General features: G+C 68.6%; 11 protein-coding genes. 9 read left to right on the forward strand and 2 right to left on the reverse strand.

Going from position 1 to position 17,053, the window contains the following annotated elements:
- The first annotated feature begins 181 nt into the window (after positions 1 to 181).
- The 9 genes from WME79_RS06350 (at position 182) to WME79_RS06390 (ending at position 14,061) form a co-directional block, all read left to right on the forward strand.
- Entirely contained in the window at positions 182 to 2,008 is a 1,827-nt protein-coding gene (locus WME79_RS06350; protein WP_437533283.1) for a type I restriction-modification system subunit M, read from the forward strand.
- A complete protein-coding gene (locus WME79_RS06355; RefSeq protein ID WP_437533286.1) occupies positions 1,998 to 3,230 on the forward strand; it encodes a restriction endonuclease subunit S in 1,233 nt (410 codons plus the stop codon). Before WME79_RS06350 ends, WME79_RS06355 begins: the two co-directional genes overlap by 11 nt.
- Positions 3,227 to 6,268 carry a type I restriction endonuclease subunit R gene (locus tag WME79_RS06360; RefSeq protein WP_437533289.1) on the forward strand — a complete coding sequence of 1,014 codons (3,042 nt, stop codon included), beginning with the start codon at positions 3,227 to 3,229 and terminating at the stop codon, positions 6,266 to 6,268. The genes WME79_RS06355 and WME79_RS06360 overlap by 4 nt, the downstream gene beginning before the upstream one ends.
- The gene (locus tag WME79_RS06365) at positions 6,268 to 6,999 is read left to right on the forward strand and encodes a M48 family metallopeptidase (protein ID WP_437533292.1); all 732 of its coding nucleotides are present in this window, start codon (positions 6,268 to 6,270) and stop codon (positions 6,997 to 6,999) included. The genes WME79_RS06360 and WME79_RS06365 overlap by 1 nt, the downstream gene beginning before the upstream one ends.
- Before the next feature lie 206 nt (positions 7,000 to 7,205).
- Positions 7,206 to 9,278, forward strand: coding sequence for a protein kinase domain-containing protein (locus tag WME79_RS06370; RefSeq protein ID WP_437533294.1), 2,073 nt, complete (start codon positions 7,206 to 7,208; stop codon positions 9,276 to 9,278).
- Positions 9,279 to 9,293: 15 nt separating this feature from the next.
- Complete coding sequence (locus WME79_RS06375) at positions 9,294 to 9,971, forward strand: hypothetical protein (protein ID WP_437533297.1); 678 nt, start codon at positions 9,294 to 9,296, stop codon at positions 9,969 to 9,971.
- 3 nt (positions 9,972 to 9,974) lie between these two features.
- Complete coding sequence (locus WME79_RS06380; protein WP_437533300.1) at positions 9,975 to 11,048, forward strand: hypothetical protein; 1,074 nt, start codon at positions 9,975 to 9,977, stop codon at positions 11,046 to 11,048.
- A 49-nt stretch (positions 11,049 to 11,097) separates the two neighbouring features.
- Complete coding sequence (locus tag WME79_RS06385; protein WP_437533303.1) at positions 11,098 to 12,690, forward strand: PGRS family protein; 1,593 nt, start codon at positions 11,098 to 11,100, stop codon at positions 12,688 to 12,690.
- A 45-nt stretch (positions 12,691 to 12,735) separates the two neighbouring features.
- Positions 12,736 to 14,061: a PAAR domain-containing protein gene (locus tag WME79_RS06390; protein ID WP_437533305.1), complete on the forward strand. Its 1,326-nt coding sequence runs from the start codon at positions 12,736 to 12,738 to the stop codon at positions 14,059 to 14,061.
- Between the two features lie 158 nt (positions 14,062 to 14,219).
- Here the strand turns inward: WME79_RS06390 and WME79_RS06395 are convergent, their stop codons facing one another.
- Both WME79_RS06395 and WME79_RS06400 read right to left on the reverse strand, forming a co-directional pair.
- Complete coding sequence (locus WME79_RS06395) at positions 14,220 to 15,203, reverse strand: hypothetical protein (RefSeq protein ID WP_437533308.1); 984 nt, start codon at positions 15,201 to 15,203, stop codon at positions 14,220 to 14,222.
- A 266-nt stretch (positions 15,204 to 15,469) separates the two neighbouring features.
- The gene (locus WME79_RS06400) at positions 15,470 to 17,017 is read right to left on the reverse strand and encodes a hypothetical protein (RefSeq protein ID WP_437533310.1); all 1,548 of its coding nucleotides are present in this window, start codon (positions 17,015 to 17,017) and stop codon (positions 15,470 to 15,472) included.
- Positions 17,018 to 17,053: the final 36 nt, after the last annotated feature.

The raw sequence follows: 17,053 nt of genomic DNA on the forward strand, positions 1-17,053 counted from the left end.
CCCGATCGGTCGTTCGGACTCGGCCAGCTAGTCGGTCAGGCGGTGGTGGACCGCTCGGGCGCGGCCTCCCACGGGCAGCGGCCCAGGAGCACATCATCCGAGGCCCGCGGTATCCGGCCTCCGCCTACACGCCTTCGCCTTGATCGTTTCGGGCCAGCCCGCGTAACGTCGGCTCGTGCCGATGGTGCAGAAGCGAAACGTTCTCGAACACCTCACCCGCGACGAGCTGATCTCCATCGCCGACGCGTTCGACGTCCACGTCCAGGATCGGCGGAGCAAGGAGAAGCTGGTGGATGCCGTGGTGGCCTCCAGGAGCGCTACGCTGGCCGAAGTTCTGCCGTCGTACTCTCGGGACCGGCTGAAGGACCTCTGCCGGGCCCTGCACCTCGACGACGGCGGCCGCGAGAAGGCCGTGCTGGTCGCGAGGCTCGCCGGGGGGAAGGCGTCCGAGCCGCCGGCGCCTTCGAGGGCGAACGGGGCGAGGCGAGCGGCGCCCGAGCAGGTCGAGCTGGCCCTCGGGGAGAAGCTCACGAGGGACAGGCTCGAACGGCATCTCTGGTCGGCCGCGGACATCCTGCGGGGGTCGATCGACTCGAGCGATTACAAAAACTTCATCTTCGGGCTCCTCTTCCTGAAGCGCCTAAGCGATCGGTTCCACGAGGAGGTCGAGGCGCTGAAGGGCGTGCCGAACACCAACCCCGAGGACCCCGACGAACACGATTTCTTCGTGCCGAAACGGGCCCGCTGGTCCGAACTGCAGAAGGTTGAAAGCCAGGTCGGCGAGGCGCTTAACAAGGCCGCGTCGGCACTGGAAGAGGTGAATCCGCAGCTCGAAGGCGTGCTCGCCGGGATTGACTTCAACGACGAGCGGAAGCTCGGCGACGCGAAGAACCGGGACGAGGTGCTGGGGAAGCTGGTGCAGCACTTCTCGAAGCTGTCGCTCAAGAACGCCGATCTCTCCGAGCCGGACATGTTGGGCCGGGCATATGAATACCTGATCGAGAAGTTCGCGGATGACGCCGGCAAGAAGGGCGGCGAATTCTACACGCCGCGCATGGTCGTGCGGCTCATCGTCGAGCTCCTGGAGCCCAGGGCGGGGATGCGGATCTGCGACCCGACTGCCGGCTCGGGTGGCATGTTGATCGAGTGTGCCCATTACCTGGGGCGGCACGGGCAAAACCCGAAGGACCTGTCGCTCTACGGGCAGGAGAAGAACCTGGGGACCTGGGCCATCTGCAAGATGAACATGCTGCTCCACGGGCTACCCGACGCGCGGATCGAGAAGGGGGACACGATCCGCGATCCGAAGCTGCGGGACGGCGAGGGGCTGATGGTGTTCGACCGAGTGATCGCCAATCCGCCGTTCTCGCTCGACGAGTGGGGTCGGAAGGAGGCCGAGACCGATAGGTACCGGCGCTTCCGCTTCGGCGTGCCGCCCAATACCAAGGGAGACCTTGCCTTTGTGCAGCACATGATCGCGACCACCAACAAGACGGGCAAGGTAGGCGTCGTGATGCCGCACGGAGTGCTCTTCCGCGGCGCAGCCGAGGGGGAGATCCGCAAGGGCATGCTGCAAGAGGATCTCGTCGAGGCCGTGGTGGGACTGCCGACGAACCTGTTCTATGGGACGGGGATTCCCGCGGCGGTGCTGGTGCTCAACAGGAGCAAAGCGGCTGGGCGAAAGAAGAAAGTTCTTGTTGTCGATGCGTCGAAAGAATTTGGACCTGGAACGAACCAGAATCGTCTGCGCGAAGAGGACGTGAATAGGATCGTGACGACGTTCAGGGCTTTCAAGAACGTCGACAAATATGCCCAGGTTATCAGCCTCGACGAGATCGAGAAGAACGAATACAACCTGAACATCTCGCGGTATCTCGAGACAACCGGGCAGGTCGAAAAAGTAGACGTGGCGCACGCCCTACAAAAGCTGCGTGAGCTGGAGAGCAGACGAGAGCAGGCGGCAGCACGCATGAACGCCTACCTCAAGGAGTTGGGATATGACGCCTGACGCCTGGATGCGGCGGCGTGTCGGCGACTTCTCTCGCCGGCTGAAGCGCATCAATATCGAGGGGATCGAGCTGGAGCCCCTGTCTATCACGAAGGACTGGGGAGTCATTCTTCAATCGCAGAAGTACAGGAAGCGGATCGCGACTGACCTGAGAAAGTATGTAATTGCCGAGCGAGACGATTTCGCCTTTGACCCGATGTCCCTGTACTATGGCGCCATCGGTCGAGTCAAAGGCATTGACAGAGGCGTCGTGAGCCCGGACTACGTAGTCTTCGGCATCGACGGCACCGTCGATGGCAATTTTCTCGAATACCTGCTTCGCGATCCGAAGTTACATCGGCAGTACGAGACACTTGCTGAAGGCGGAAACCAGTTCGGGAAACGTCGTCGCGTTTACTGGTCCGTTTTCGAAGGAATTGAGCTTGTTCTGCCCACCATCGGCGAGCAGCGGAAGATCGCCGCCATCCTCTCCGCCGTGGACGACGCCATCGAGGCCACCCAGGCGGTCATCGACCAGCTCCAGGTCGTCAAGAAGGCGATGATGGCCGAGCTGCTGACGCGAGGGCTTCCCGGCCGGCACACGCGGTTCAAGAAGACCGAGATCGGGGAGGTGCCGGAAGAGTGGGAATTTGTGTTACTTGACACCGTTGCAAGACGGGGTAGCGGTCACACGCCCAGCAAAGATCATCCCGAATACTGGGATGGTGATATCAAGTGGATTTCACTTAAGGACTCATCGAAACTTGATCGCCTATATATCACTGAGACCGCGTCCCGAATCACACCCATGGGTATTGCCAACTCTTCAGCAGTTGAGCATCCCATCGGGACAGTTGTTCTCTCAAGAGATGCTGGGGTCGGAAAGAGCGCCATCACGACCGATGTTATGGCCGTAAGCCAGCACTTCATGGCATGGACCTGCGGGCCTCGACTCAACAACCATTACCTTTACTATTGGCTACAGATGAAGAAGCCCGAATTTGAGCGGATCGCCATCGGGAACACCATCAAAACCATCGGACTTCCTTACTTCAAGAATCTAAGGATTCCCATCCCGCCGCTCGCGGAACAGGCCACGATTTCGTCCACACTTACAGGAATTGACTTGAGAATCTTTGAGGAAGAGCGAACGGTCGAACAATCCATGGCATTGAAAGCCGCCCTCCTCTCCGCCCTCCTCAGCGGTGAAATCCGCGTCACCCCCGACGAGGCCTCCCCATGACCCCACCCGGCAACGCCTGGAACGAGGCCTCCCTCTCGGAGGACCCCGCCGTCGCCCTGCTCCAGAAGCTCGGCTTCCGCTACGTCGCCCCCGAGGTCCTCGAAGCCGAGCGCGAGAGCCTCAAGCAGCCGCTCCTCCCCGCCCGCCTCGCCAGGGCCCTCAAGAAGCTCAACCCCTGGCTCTCCGACGACAACCTCCACAAGGCCGTCCGCTCCGTCGGCGCCGTCCACTCGGCCACGCTCATCGAGGCGAGCGAGGAGGTCTACAAGACCCTCGTCCACACCCGCTCCTTCGAGCAGGACCTCGGCGACGGCCGCAAGAGCCACGATGTCCGCTTCTTCGACTTCGACGACCCATCGAACAACGAACTCCTCGTCACCCGCCAGTACGCGGTGAAGGGCGCCAAGAAGATCATCCGCCCCGACATCGTGGTCTTCGTCAACGGCATCCCGCTCGCCGTCATCGAGTGCAAGAACCCCACGCTCGGCGAGGCATGGAAGCTGGAGGCCATCGACCAATTCAGCCGTTACCAGGAGCTCGACGACCAATACCGTGAGCTCGGTGCCCCCAGGCTGTTCGAGACCGTGCAGATCCTCATCGCCACCTGCGGTCAAGCGGCAGTCTACGGCACGGTCACCACCCCGTACCGCTTCTTCGCCGAGTGGAAGACCGCCTGGCCGATGACCCCGGAGCAGCTCCGCGCCTTGGTGGGCCGCGAGCCGACCGCGCAGGACGTCACCCTCGCGGGGCTGCTCGCCCCGCAGAACCTCCTCGACCTCCTCCGGAGCTTCGTCGTCTTCGAGCCCGACCGCGACACGGGCCGCACCGTCCGCAAGCTCTGCCGCTACCAGCAATTCACGGCTGTCAACAAGGCGATCGCGCGCGCGCGGACGGCCAAGAAGCCAGCCGACCGCGGCGGCGTCGTCTGGCACACACAGGGGTCGGGCAAGAGCCTCACCATGCTGTGGCTCGCGCTCAAGCTCCGCCGCGACCCGCTGCACGAGAACCCCACGCTCGTGCTCGTCACCGACCGCAAGGACCTCGACGCGCAGATCACCGGCACCTTCCAGGCCTGCAAGTTCCCCAACCCCGAGCGGGCCGAGAGCGTCCGCCACCTGCGCGAGCTGCTCTCGGGCCCTCCCGGCAAGACCGTGCTCGCCACCGTGCAGAAGTTCCAGGAGCTCGCCGCCACCGGCGGGAGCCCCGGAAAGCGCTCCGCACGAAAGGAGCACCCCGTCCTCTCCGAGGCGCACAACCTCTTCGTCCTCACCGACGAGGCCCACCGCACCCAGTACGGCGGGCTCGCCGCAAACATGCGCAAGGCGCTGCCCAACGCGGCCTTCTTCGGCTTCACGGGGACGCCGATCGACAAGAAGGACCGCTCGACCCTCTCGACGTTCGGCCCGTACATCGACACGTACACCATCGAGCAAGCCGTCGCCGATGGGGCCACCGTGCCGATCTTCTACGAGGGCCGGCTCCCCGCGCTGCGGATCATCGGCAACACGCTCGACGCCCTCTTTGACCGCGTGTTCGCCGATCGGTCGGACGAGGAGCGCGAGGCGATCAAGAAGAGATACGCGAACGAGCAGACGCTCGCCGGGGCGCCAAAGCGGGTCGAGACTATCTGTCTCGACCTCCTGGACCACTATGCAAAAGCCATCCAGCCCGGCGGCTTCAAGGCCCAGATCGTGACCTGCACCCGTGAGAACGCCGTGCTCTACAAGGAGGCCATCGATCGCCTCCACGGACCGCAGTCGGCGATCATCATCTCGGGGTCGAACAAGGACGCCGCGCACCTCGTTAAGCACCACACGAGCGAGGAGCAAAGGACGGCCCTGACCAACCGCTTCCTCGCGAAGGACGACCCACTCAAGATCCTCGTCGTCTGCGATATGCTACTCACCGGCTTCGACGCCCCGATCGAGCAGGTCATGTACCTCGATTCCCCGCTGAAGGAGCACACGCTGCTCCAGGCGATCGCCCGCGTGAACCGGACCGCCGACGGGAAGAGCTACGGCCTCATCGTCGACTACTGGGGCGTCTCGGAGGCGCTCACCGAGGCGCTCGAGATCTTCGCCCCCTCCGAGGTGAAGGACGCCATGACGCCGAAGAGCGACGAACTCCCGCGGCTCCAGGCGCGGCACGCGGCGGCCGTGCGGTTCTTCGTCCGGGTGAAGGACAAGGACGACCTCGACGCGTGCGTCGCCGTCCTGGAGCCGGAGGACGTCCGGGCCGAGTTCGACGCGGCCTTCAAGCGGTTCTCGCAGAGCCTCGACATGCTGCTGCCGGATCCGAGCGCGCTGCCCTATGTCGCGGATGCGCGCTGGCTCGGAAAGATCCGGCAGGCAGCAGCGGCCAAGTTCCGCGACGCGAAGATCGATATCGCCGACTGCGGGGCCAAGGTCCGGAAGCTCATCGAAGAAGCGGTCGCGGCGGACGGAATCGAGATCCTGGTGAAGCCCATCTCGCTGTTCGCGCCGGAGCTCGAGGACAAGCTCAAGAAGCTGAAGACCTCGGAGGCGCGGGCGAGCGAGATGGAACACGCGATCCGGGACGAGATCCACGTCCGGATCGACGACGACCCCGTGTTCTTCACGTCGCTGCGCGAGCGCCTCGAGCAGCTCATCGAGGACCGCAAAGCGAAGCGCGTCGACGCGGTCAGGGAGCTGCAAGTGCTCGACGAGATCCGGAAGAAGATCCGCGGGCGGGCGGAGACGGCCGAGACGCTGGGCCTCTCGGAGACGGGGCTCGCCATCTATGGACTCGTCTCGGAGCGCAAGCCCCTGACCGCCGCTGAGAAGACTGGGAACGCTTACGGGAAGGTGGATGAGTCCAGGAAGGAGCTGGCTTCGCTGCTGGAAGAGCAGCTCGAGCCTCAGGTGTCGCTCGTCGACTGGGTGCACAAGGACGATGTGCAACGGGAGATGCGCAAACGCATCAAGAGGCAGCTGCGAGCGGCGGGGTTCACGGACGACAAGATCGACGCGACGGCGGAGAGCATCGTCGACCTCATGAAGCGGCGCAGAGGCAGGTGATGGTCCCGGAGCGGTCCGAGGTGACGTGGGGCACGACGCACCTCGCCTACGAGATCCGGCGAAGCGCCCGGAGGTCCACGGTGTCGATCGCGATCGATCCGGCCCTCGGGCTCGTCGTGACGGCGCCCCAGGCGACGCCGATCGCGCGGCTGGACTCGGTGGTCCGGTCGAAGGCGCCCTGGATCGTCCCGCGGCTTAAGCGGCAGAGCGAGAGACCGCCCGCCAGCGGCGCGCGAGAGTTCGTGAGCGGAGAGTCGCTCCTTTACCTCGGGCGGCAGGCCCGGCTCCGCTTGCTCCCCGAGCAGGACCCGCGCCCGCTGGCCCTCCGCGGCAGATGGCTGGAGCTGCCGCTCCCGCGCGGGCTCGCGCCCGAGCACCGCGGCGCATACGCGCGCGCCGCGCTGATCGACTGGTACAAGCGGCATGCCACGGAGCGCCTCCCTGCGTGGGCCGCGCCGTGGGCGCAGAAGCTCGGCGTGTCTTTCCGGCGCATCCTCGTGACCGATCAGGCCAAGCGCTGGGGGAGCTGCTCCCGCGGCGTTCTCCGGCTCAACTGGCGCATCGTGCAGGCGCCGAGGGCGCTTGTCGACTACGTGCTCGCCCACGAGCTGACGCACCTGATCCACGATCGCCATGGGCGGGAGTTCTGGGCAGCGCTCGGCAGGGTGATGCCCGACTACGAGGCAAGGAGGGCCCGCCTGGGAGAGCTCGGGCCGGGGCTTTTGTGGTGACACCAGCTCGCCCTATCGGCGCTTATTCTCGCCCGCTGCGCTGCGGGCTCGCGGAACGCTGCCGGCTCTCCGCACCCTGACTCCGACAGGTTCCCCTTGACGCGCAAGCTCATCAGTGGGCATGGCGCGGTGCGCTGGCCCAGCGGGGCGGATGACCGTGCTGACCTGGACCGGCATCGTGCGCTGCAAGCAGGCAGGGGACCCGAATGGAGCGCCGTGACGATCGGCTCGAAGAGAGCGGCCGCTGCCACAAATACCGCCTGGTGAAGCTCATTGCCGAGGGCGGAATGGGGCGCGTCTACGAGGCGGTGGACGAGTACCTTGACCGGACCGTCGCGCTCAAGGTCGTCCGGCCAGAACGTATGAGCGACGCCGACTTCCTCCGCGGGCACCGCAAGGAAGCGCGCGTGCTCGCCGACCTCAACCACCCGAACATCGTGCGCCTCTACGACGCGGGGGTCACCAACGACGGTGTCATGTACATCGCAATGGAGCACGTCGACGGCGTCTCGCTGCGCCAGATGCTCCACGCGATGCGCCGGTTCGATGTGCGCACCGCGCTCTCGATTGCGATCCAGGTGGTGGACGCGATCCGGGTGGCGCACGAGGGCGGCATCGTGCACCGCGACCTCAAGCCCGAGAACGTGCTCGTCATGCAGAGCGGCCTGGTCAAGGTCGTCGACTTCGGCTTGGCGCGGCGAGTCGGAGGCCCTGCGTCGAGCGACGTGTTCTCGGACCTCGGCACGGTGCACTACATGTCGCCCGAGCAGGCGCTCCGGCGGCCGGTCGGGCGTCCCGCGGACATCTACGCTGCTGGGTTGATCCTGTACGAGATGCTCGCCGGCAAGCACGCGTTCGCCGAGAAAACTGGCGAGCTGCCGCCGCGGAACGAGGTCTGGGCGAACCAGGTGCACGCCGTGCCGGCGCCGCTCGCCGAAGCGATCCCTGAGATCGCCCCGAGGCGCCTGAGCGATTTCGTGGCGCGCATGCTGGCAAAGTCCCCGGACGAGCGGCCCAGCGCGAACGAGACATTCGACGCGCTCACGAGGGAGTTCGACGGCTCCTCCGCGCAGGCCCCGCAAGCCGAGGGGCACCTCGTGCTCGATCCGAAGGCGCGCGCCTCGATCCCGCTGCTGCGCCTGATCCCGGCGGCGGAGGCCGTCCACCTCGCGACGGCGCCGCTAGACGCAGGGTACCGGCCGCCCGGGGCAGTGCTCCCGTTCCGGCCGCCAGCCGGGTCCTCTGCGGAGCGGCCCGGGCCGGAGCCGCTCACGGCGGGCGCGGCTGCGAGCGGAGCGGCGCCGGATGCCGGGGCGGCCCGGGACTCGCGCTGGCTCACGACGGAGCGGATGCCGTCCGCGCCACCGAGACTGCCGGGGACGGCGCCGTGCGAGCCGCTCCGCAACCGGTCTGCGGTGCCCCTCTCGGCGGGGCCGACATCGCCGTTGCCTGCTGCGAAGAGCGAGATCGCGCCGACCGAGATGGTCACCGCTGCCTCGGCGAGATGGAGCGAGGCCGCGCTAGGCGAGGCAGTGGGCAGGTCGTCGGAGGCCGCAGCGCCCGCGATCGAGTCGACGCCGGCCGTGCTGCCCGTGCAACTCGTGCGCGAGGCCGCGCCGAGAGCCAAGCGTTCGTCGCCACAGGAGTACGGCTCAGGAGATGCGCCGGGCCAGGCAGCGGCCGAGATGCGGCGTAAGCGTCGTATCGGGCTCGTGACGGGCGCGTGCGCGCTGTCCTGCACGCTCGCTACGTTGTGGATCGTCCCTCGACGGACACCGTCGATAGAAGCGACGCACGATGGCGCCATGGTTTCCCCTTCAGGCATCGAGGATGCACCGCCATCGCTGGTAGGTTCGCCTGCGGCGAGCGGCGCGCCGTCGTCGGTGGGCTCGCCTGCACCGGTCGACGGAGCACACCGCCCAGCGCCGCAGCCGGCACCCGCGGTTCCGGAGCCCGCCGCGCCACCGCCGGTGGCGCTCGACGCGGTTCCTCGCGCCACCACGCCATCACTAGCGGCGCCGGCGGTGCTGCGCGGCGCCGGTCCGGCTGCGGGCCGCCCCTCCGCGGCGCAGGCGGGGACAACGCCGCGCAGCGCCGCATCGAATGTGAAGCCGACGAAGGCGCCGAGCGCGGCGAGGGCGTCACAGACGAACGATACGTGGGCGGAAGAAGAGGAGAAGCTCATGAAGGAGAAGCCTCATTTCAAGCCGGCGCCGCGCATCTCGCCCCCTGCGCCATCGGCGCCGCGCCGCACGCCGACGCCGCGCCGCCCGTTTTAGAGAAGGTCCGACGGAATGAGCGACGAGGATCTGAAGAAGTACCTGCCCACCGAGGAGACGTTCCGCCGCGTCGCGGATCGAGCCGCCTCGGACGAGAACATGCGGCGGGCGCTTGCGCGCGTGAAGGAGGCGCCGCCGGTCGTCGCGGATCGGCTCGGGCCCGCCGCACGCGCCGCGCTCGCGCGCCCCGCGGTGCATCGGAAGGAGCCCAGGCGGCCGAGTCGATGGCGTCTCCTCGGGTGGATCGCCGGCGCCGCCGCCGCGGTCACCGCGCCTGCGCTGCTCATCTACTGGCTGTTCGTGCCGCGCGACGCACCGTCCGGCCCCGTCGAGGCCACCGCCACACCGGCAGCCGCGGTGCCGCTTCTGTCGTCGAGCGCGCTTGCGCCTGGGGCGCCGCTCGTGTCACCGAGCGCGCCGGCACCAACGCCGGTGGCGGAGACTCCCGGCGTGCCTGCCGAGAGCAGCGCCGCGAGCAGCGCCACCGCGGTGACGGTTCCGCCTGCGCTGTCATCCGCTGCGCCAACCCCGAGCGGCGCTGCGTCGACGATCGCGCGCCGCGCGCCGGCGCGCGGCGCGAACACCGTTGCAGCACCCAGTGATCCAGGGCAGAGGATGCCGCCGCCGCGGGCGTCCGCGGCGGCGCCGGCGACATCGATGCCAGGGCCCTTCGCGGGGCCGCCGAGGTACTGAACGATGCTTCGAGAGTCCATCGCACGGATCGCGGTCGCCATCACGCTCGTCACGGCCGCGCCGGCGGTCGCGCTGGCAGCGCCGGGAAGCGCGCAGGACGACGTGATGACCGAGAAGGTGCGCGAGCTGCACAAAGAAGGGAACGCGCACTACGCGCGCGGCGACTACGAGCGGGCGCGTGTGGCGTACCTCGCGGCGTGGGCGCTGCAGAAGCGCCTGCAGATCGCGGGCAACCTCGCCGAGGCCGAGATGAAGCTCGGGCGCTTCCGCGACGCGGCCCACCACCTTGCCCACTACCTGCGCGAGGCACCGAAGGAGCAACCGCCGCCGCCCGCGGCGGAGATGAAGGCGGCCGAGGCGCTGTTTGCGGCGGCGAGCGCGCAGGTAGGCACGCTGTCAATTGCGGCCTCCGAGAACGGCGCCGAGCTCCTGGTCGACGGCGAGGTGGTGGGGGTCGCGCCGCTTTCGGCTCCGGTGTTCGTGGAGCCCGGAATGCACACGGTGTCGGCGCGGCGAGGCCAACGCTTCGCAACGCGCGATGTGCAAGTCGACAAGGGCGGCGCGGCGTCGGTGGAGGTGGTGCTCGAGGAAGGGAGCCTGAACATGTCGACGACACCGCCGCGCGCGGAGCCACCGGCCAGCGCAGCGCCGGAGCCGCCTGCGAGCACAGCGCCGGAGCGGCCAGCGACCGGTGCGCGGGTGCCGGTCGTGCCGGTGGTGATCGGCGGAGCGCTCGGGGTGGTGGGCCTCGGCGTGGGCTTGGGATTCACGCTGGCAGCGAACGCGAAGGCAGCCGAGGTTGACGGGCCGCTGCGCGTTGGAGACGGCGATCGGTCGGCTTGCTACCGGAGCCAGAGCGCGGTGTGCGTGCGGCTCGGCGACGCGGTGGACGAGCTCGATGCGTTCACGACCACGGCGGTTGTCGGGTTCGTGGTTGGGGGCGCGGCGATCGCAGCGACGGCGGGGTACGTGCTGTGGTCGAGGTCCGCGGGGGACAGCCAGGGCAAGGCGCAGGTGATGGCAGCGCCATGGCTTGCGCCCGGAGGCGGAGGGGTCGGCGTAGCGGGGCGCTTCTGACGTGGCGGAACGACGTAAGGGTGAAGCGTTGGAGGCGGTGAGGGAGCCGATGCGAAGCAGGCCGAATGCGAGGGGCTGGCAGGTCGCGGTGGCGAGCGCGGCGCTCGTGATGGCGGCGGCGGCAGGGAGCAGCCTGGCGGGGGGATGCAGCTCGCCTTGCGAGCGGTCGCAGACCTGCCCGCCGGAGGCGTCGGGCGCGACCGAGGGCGGCGGAGCGCCGTCGAGGTGCGTGCCGAACGAGAGCGGAGCGCCGGTCGACGACGCGTGCGGGGTGTTCGTGACGGCGGGCGGCGACGACGGCGCGGACGGGACGAAGGCGGCGCCGCTGGGAACGTTGGGAGCGGCGATCGCTCGGGCGCGGGAGAACGGGACGGCGCGGGTGTATGCGTGCGCCGAGACGTTCGAGGTCGAGGCGGCGCTGGAGATGCCGGCGGGGGTGACGCTCTACGGCGGGCTCGACTGCGCGCGCGGCTGGGCCTACGCGGGAGCGAGCGACAGCGCGAGGACGACGCTGACGGCGGCGGAGGGCGTGATCCCGCTGGCGCTGCGGGGCGGCGAGGGGGTCGCGCGGATCGAGGATGTGGCGATCGTGGCGCGGAGCATCGACGCGAGCGATCCGGAGAAGCGCGGGCTCTCGTCGATCGCCGCGGAGGCGGAGGCGGTGGCGGTGGAGCTAGTGCGCTGCGCGCTGGAGGCGGGCGATGGGGCGCCGGGTGAAGAGGGGGCGGCGCACGCGGAGCCGGCGCAGCGAGGGGGCGATGGGAGCGCGGGAAACGCGGCGTGCTCGGCCGATATCGTTGTGCCGGCCAATGCTCCGGTGAATGCGTGCGGCGCGCCGGAGGATCCGAGCGACGATTCGTTCGGCGGCAGTGGCGGCGTGGGATTCCAAAGCAGCGGCGGTGCAGGAAGTCCCGGTAGTCCGGGCATCGCGATGAACAGCGGCGCAGGCGAGGTCGCTGCAGAGTGCACCGCCGGCACCGCAGGCGACAATGGCATCCACGGCGAGCCCGGCGCCGGCGCGCGTGGCGTTGGTGAGATCGCAGCGAGCGGCTACGCGGGCGTGGCAGGCAGCGACGGTCCACCCGGGACCACTGCACAGGGCGGCGGCGGTGGCGGTGGCGCGAAGGGCGGCACCGCCGCGGGCCAGTGCACGGCCGGCTCGGCGGGAGGCGCCAGCGGCGGCTCCGGCGGCGCGGGTGGCTGCGGGGGCGCAGGCGGAAGAGGCGGCGGCGCGGGCGGGTCGAGTATCGCGCTGGTGAGCCTCGACGCGACGTTCTTGTTCCAGGACGTGACGATCACCACCGGACGCGGCGGAGACGGCGGAGCCGGCGGTCCTGGCCAGGACGGCGGCCCGGCAGGCGCGGGCGGACCCGGTGGCGGCGTGCCGGAAGGCGCCACGGCGCTTCGGCCAGGTTGCACCGGAGGGCCGGGCGGCACCGGCGGACGGGGCGGCACTGGAGGCGGCGGACTCGGCGGGCACGCGATCGGCATCGCGCACGTGGGCGCGGCGCCGCCGGCGGAGGGCGTAATGTTCGCGGTGGGCAAGGCCGGCGCGGGCGGCGTAGGCGTCGACGCGGAGCACAGCGGAGCGCCAGGAGTCGAGGCGGACGCGATGGCATTCGCGCAGGGCGAGAAGCGCTGAGCACGCGCGACCGATGGCTGAGCGGAGCTGAGGGCGAGGCTCGCGGTGACGGCGCTCGAAGCGGCTCGGCTCGGAGATTCGATCGGGCACAGTAGCGCGTGGTCAGGTCTGTTGACCGGCGCCGTCGTCGGTGTCGCGCTGGCAGCGACGGCCGTGGCCGTCGTAGGCACCGGCGGTGTGGCCGCGGTGTTCATCGGGGCGGGCATCGCGGCGGCGGGCGCGGGCGGCGGGCTCGCGGGCGCGTACATCGGCGAGCTCATTCCTAGCGACGTCAAGGGAACGGTGGCCACAGGCTCGCCCGATACATTCTTCGGCAAGGAGCGCCGCAGCGCGGTACGCGCCGGGCTCGACATCGTCGCATGCGCTGACGACGGCGTGGTGCGCATCGCGCAGGGCAGTGCCACGACATTCGTCAACGGCAAGCCGCTGGCGCGCAGCACCGAAAAGACCGAGTGCGGCGCGATCCTGCGCGAGGGGATCGCGACCGTGATCATCGGCGGCGACACGGCGCTGGCGCCGGGCATGGCGGTGGCGGATGAAGTGCCGCCGTGGGTGAAGACCACGCTCACCGTGGTGATGTGGGGCGGCGCGATCGTCGCCACCGGTGGCGCCGCCGCCGCGGTGGGCTGGGGCGCTGCGCTCGCAGGGTTCGGCGGCTCGGTCGCGGGCGGCGCGGGGCTCGGCTGGGCCGGCGGCAAGGTCGGCCGGCACTACGGCGGCGAGCTCGGCGCACGTATCGGCGAGGTGATCGGCGGGACCCTCGGGAGCGTCGCCGGCGGCATGATCGGCGGGCTGCTAGGCTCGCGCCTGGGCCAGCAGCCAGCGCCGCCTCGGCGTGGCTACCCGGGACCGTCGGAGAGGAGCGATGCGGCGATGGACAGGGTGTTCAGCGCCATGGAGCAGGCGGGCGTAGGCAAGAGCAAGGCGGTCGGGGTGGTCGTCGACCGCGACGGGAACGTGACCGTTGCTGTGTCTGGCTCGCCGCCGAAGACACAGAAGATCTACGACCGCATTCGCCCGAATCTGCCACCTGAGTACAACTATGCAGACCATTCGCGGGCACCGCTTGGCAAAGCACTGGATCTGAACGAACACACGTTCTTAGGCGGCGCCGATTGCGTCGAGCCAAAGCTGAGTCCGGCCCTGCAGAAGGGCACAGATGGCATGACTGTGCGTTGGTGGGGCGACCCGACCACAAATCGTTATGCTGCCGAACCTGGCAGCCGTAATATGAATCCGTGCCCGAGTTGCGTATACAACGAAGACATTGTTGCCAATGGACCACCCGCACCAGCGCCAGCGCCTCCTTCGACCGCCCCGCCGCTCGTGATGCCCGCCCCAACAGAGAACCCAGAGGCGACGAGCCATTGACCACCACCGGACATCTAGCGAGATGACCAGTGCCACCGAGTGCACCAGCAGACTCGATCCAATAATACCATCATACATCATTGGGCCATCGCACCAACGAATCCACTTCTGTCGACCTTGAAAGGAGTCCGGTTATGGATAATCGGATCCCTCGTTCGTCACATCGAAGCCCGCCAAAGAATCGATGCACATCCCACCCGGCTAGACGCAACCGGGTACGGATTGGTCGACGCTCGGCTCAGCGTCGCAAAGGAAAGACCGGAAGGACTGAATCTGACCTCGGAGACGTTTGGGATCACGTCGGAGATAGGCTCTCGTGACTTGAAACCCCAGAGCTGAACGCCGAACTCGGCCACCGCCGCGAACAAGCCAGCTTCACCGCCGTGCTCCAAGGCAAAGATCTCTCCGGCCTGCACGGGACGGGTGTCGACTCGATGAAGCGGATCGAGCTCCCACCATTCGATCCGATTCGGATGGCGGTATGCCGCGACGAGTCGTTCCCCTGTGGCGTCGATGGCGATGCCCACGACGTCATCATCCGACTGCGTGGGCTCAAGCGCGCCCGCGGACCAAGTTCGGGGATTGTCCATGTCCTGCAGGTCCGACCAGCGAAGTTTCCCGGTGGTCGGTTCAAGACCAAGCAGCCATGGCTCCCGCGGATGCCATGCGCAGATGTTCGCGTCTCCGTGCATTGGGTACCAGCGCCACGAGCCCGTATCGAAGACGACCAACTCGTCGGCACAGACCATGAGCCGAGATGCGTCGGGAGAGAATGCGATGCGAGGGTAATACTGGCCCCAGCTCCACGACAATAGCCGTGGGCCGCCCTCGCCGTGCAGCGGGCATGCGAGGAGGACCATGTCGTGCGTGTTGACCGCGGCCACCCCGGCCTTGCTCGAGACCGCCAGCCGCGGATACCCGCCGCTTGCCGGGCTCACCATCGCCTTGCCGAGCGCACGCGCTACAGGGCCCAAAATCTGGTCAGCAGCAAACACCAGCTCGGCCTTTTGCATCCGCGGTTTCACCGCGACACGCCACAGCTCGGCCGACGGCGTGGTCACGAGAAGGGTATCCTCGTCCCAGAACGCCACGTCCACCGCATCTACCTCGAAGGACAGCGCTCGCACGCGCTCGATCTTCATCGTCGGTGCTCCTCCGCCCGCCCAACGGCTGGGGCTGCTGCCGCGCGCGGGAGCGCTCCGCGCACCCACGCGTCGGTCAGCAAACCCTTGTCGGGCCGTCTCCGAGGGGTGTGCCGCGGCTGCCTTCGGGGCCAGAATTCGTGAAGCGTTGCGATGTCGAGTTGCATGGGCTCACCGCAGATGGCGCAAGCGCGGTTGGATCCGCAAGATCGATCGTCAGGCATGAGAATCTGCCACAGGAGGACCTTCTCTCATGCGCGCTGCTCCTACTCAGGGAAGCGAAGCGTTTTAACGGCGATGCCATCTTCTCCCGATGTCGTACTGCTGTCATTGTTCCAGCTGATGCCGCCCTTGCCCGGCGGCCCGATCTCGAAGGTGACCCCCTCCAGCGTGAGCTGGTCCTCGTCGCGGTAGGCGATGCCGATCGAGTCGCCGCCGCGCCCTGGGCCACCGAACCCACCCTCACCTCCGAAGCCGCCCCCACCTCCGCCGCACGACCAGGTGCCGTCACCGACGGCGCCCCCCGGCGCTCCTCGACCACCTGGTCCACCTCGCTCAGGCGGGCCCCCGTCGCCACCCGGTCCCCCGCCGCGCGCTGTGATCAAGCTGTCTCGCACGGTGAGCTTCGCGTGGAGCGCGACGATCCCGATGCTCGGGTGCCCGTTCGCGCCCCCTCGTCCGCCTCGTCCGCCGCAGCCGCCGGCGCCTCCGGATCCGCCGCCGGCGCCCCCCTTCGAGGCCACGCCGCACACGGCGAGCCCACCGCGACGGCCGCCGCCTCCGCCGCCACCTTGACCGGGCATGCCCCTGCCGCCCTCGCCTGCCGTGTCGCCCTCCCACCCCGTCTCGCTGATACGCCCGATGCCCTCGCCGCCCGCCCCCACCGTGCCCAGGGTTCCGGAACTCCCGGGAGACCCGCCATGGCAGCCCATGTTTTCCCGGTCCCCATGACCGCCGCGCCCTGAGTTCGTGGGGTCCGGCGTCGGGGCCGGGGCACCGGCGTCGCCATCCTCGGCGCCGTCGGGCAGCCCATCGCCGCCCTTGCCGCCGGTGCTCGGCGCGCCGCCCTCACAGGGGTTCACCACCGCCGGACCCCCGGCGACGGTGGCGGCGGTGCACGCGTCCCCGCCGTACAGCCCGTCGGGCCCGGTCGCTGCTCGGTTCGGCCAGGGCCACTCCTCGCCATCAGGGCCACTCGGTCCGTAGTCGGCCAGAATCTCGCTCCGGACGATCTCGACGGCCGTGCCCGTCTCGATGAGCATCGAGATCGGCCCTTCCCCGTCCAGGAACATGTCGGCGAGCGTCGATACGCCGTCCGCGGCCCCCGTATCGCTCGGGCTCGCCGGTTCGACGAACACCAGCGGACCGGCGTAGTGCGTGCTTGCGCTGTCCAGTGTGGATACCTTCCTGCTGTCGTCGCGGCCCCAGTGCCGACAGTGGAAGCCTCCCAAGAGATCGACGCCAGAAGGCAACCGCACGTGCTCGCTAAAATTACCGTTGCAGAGGAACACGCGCCCTCGTCGGGTGCGCGCCAAGTCGATGGCGTGCTTAACGGTAAATACGGGCTTCGCCTTCGTTCCAGGGTTCCCGTCGTCGCCGCCCCCGTAGAACCCGGCGACGAACACGCCGCAACCGTCGTCGAGAATGTCGGAGGCGATATGCTCCAGGCAGACCGCTTCCGGCGGCTCATCGCCTTGACACGAGGCGCCATCGCAGGGCGGTCCGCCACCATCGCCTGGACCGGGGGCAGTCCCGCAGCCGATCGCCCACGGCGACAGCGTGAGGGAGAGGGCAGCAGCGATCGTCTTTCTCATGGGCGTCTCCTGTCGTGGGTCGCCGGAACAGGGCGG

It is taken from the genome of Sorangium sp. So ce726 (assembly GCF_051521405.1).
Classification (GTDB): domain Bacteria; phylum Myxococcota_A; class Polyangia; order Polyangiales; family Polyangiaceae; genus Sorangium.

Coding starts and splice junctions, on each gene's coding strand:
- WME79_RS06350 (WP_437533283.1), top strand. CDS start 182: ATGGTGCAGAAGCGAAACGTTCTCGAACACCTCACCCGCGACGAGCTG.
- WME79_RS06355 (WP_437533286.1), top strand. CDS start 1,998: ATGACGCCTGACGCCTGGATGCGGCGGCGTGTCGGCGACTTCTCTCGC.
- WME79_RS06360 (WP_437533289.1), top strand. CDS start 3,227: ATGACCCCACCCGGCAACGCCTGGAACGAGGCCTCCCTCTCGGAGGAC.
- WME79_RS06365 (WP_437533292.1), top strand. CDS start 6,268: ATGGTCCCGGAGCGGTCCGAGGTGACGTGGGGCACGACGCACCTCGCC.
- WME79_RS06370 (WP_437533294.1), top strand. CDS start 7,206: ATGGAGCGCCGTGACGATCGGCTCGAAGAGAGCGGCCGCTGCCACAAA.
- WME79_RS06375 (WP_437533297.1), top strand. CDS start 9,294: ATGAGCGACGAGGATCTGAAGAAGTACCTGCCCACCGAGGAGACGTTC.
- WME79_RS06380 (WP_437533300.1), top strand. CDS start 9,975: ATGCTTCGAGAGTCCATCGCACGGATCGCGGTCGCCATCACGCTCGTC.
- WME79_RS06385 (WP_437533303.1), top strand. CDS start 11,098: ATGCGAAGCAGGCCGAATGCGAGGGGCTGGCAGGTCGCGGTGGCGAGC.
- WME79_RS06395 (WP_437533308.1), bottom strand. CDS start 15,203: ATGAAGATCGAGCGCGTGCGAGCGCTGTCCTTCGAGGTAGATGCGGTG.
- WME79_RS06400 (WP_437533310.1), bottom strand. CDS start 17,017: ATGAGAAAGACGATCGCTGCTGCCCTCTCCCTCACGCTGTCGCCGTGG.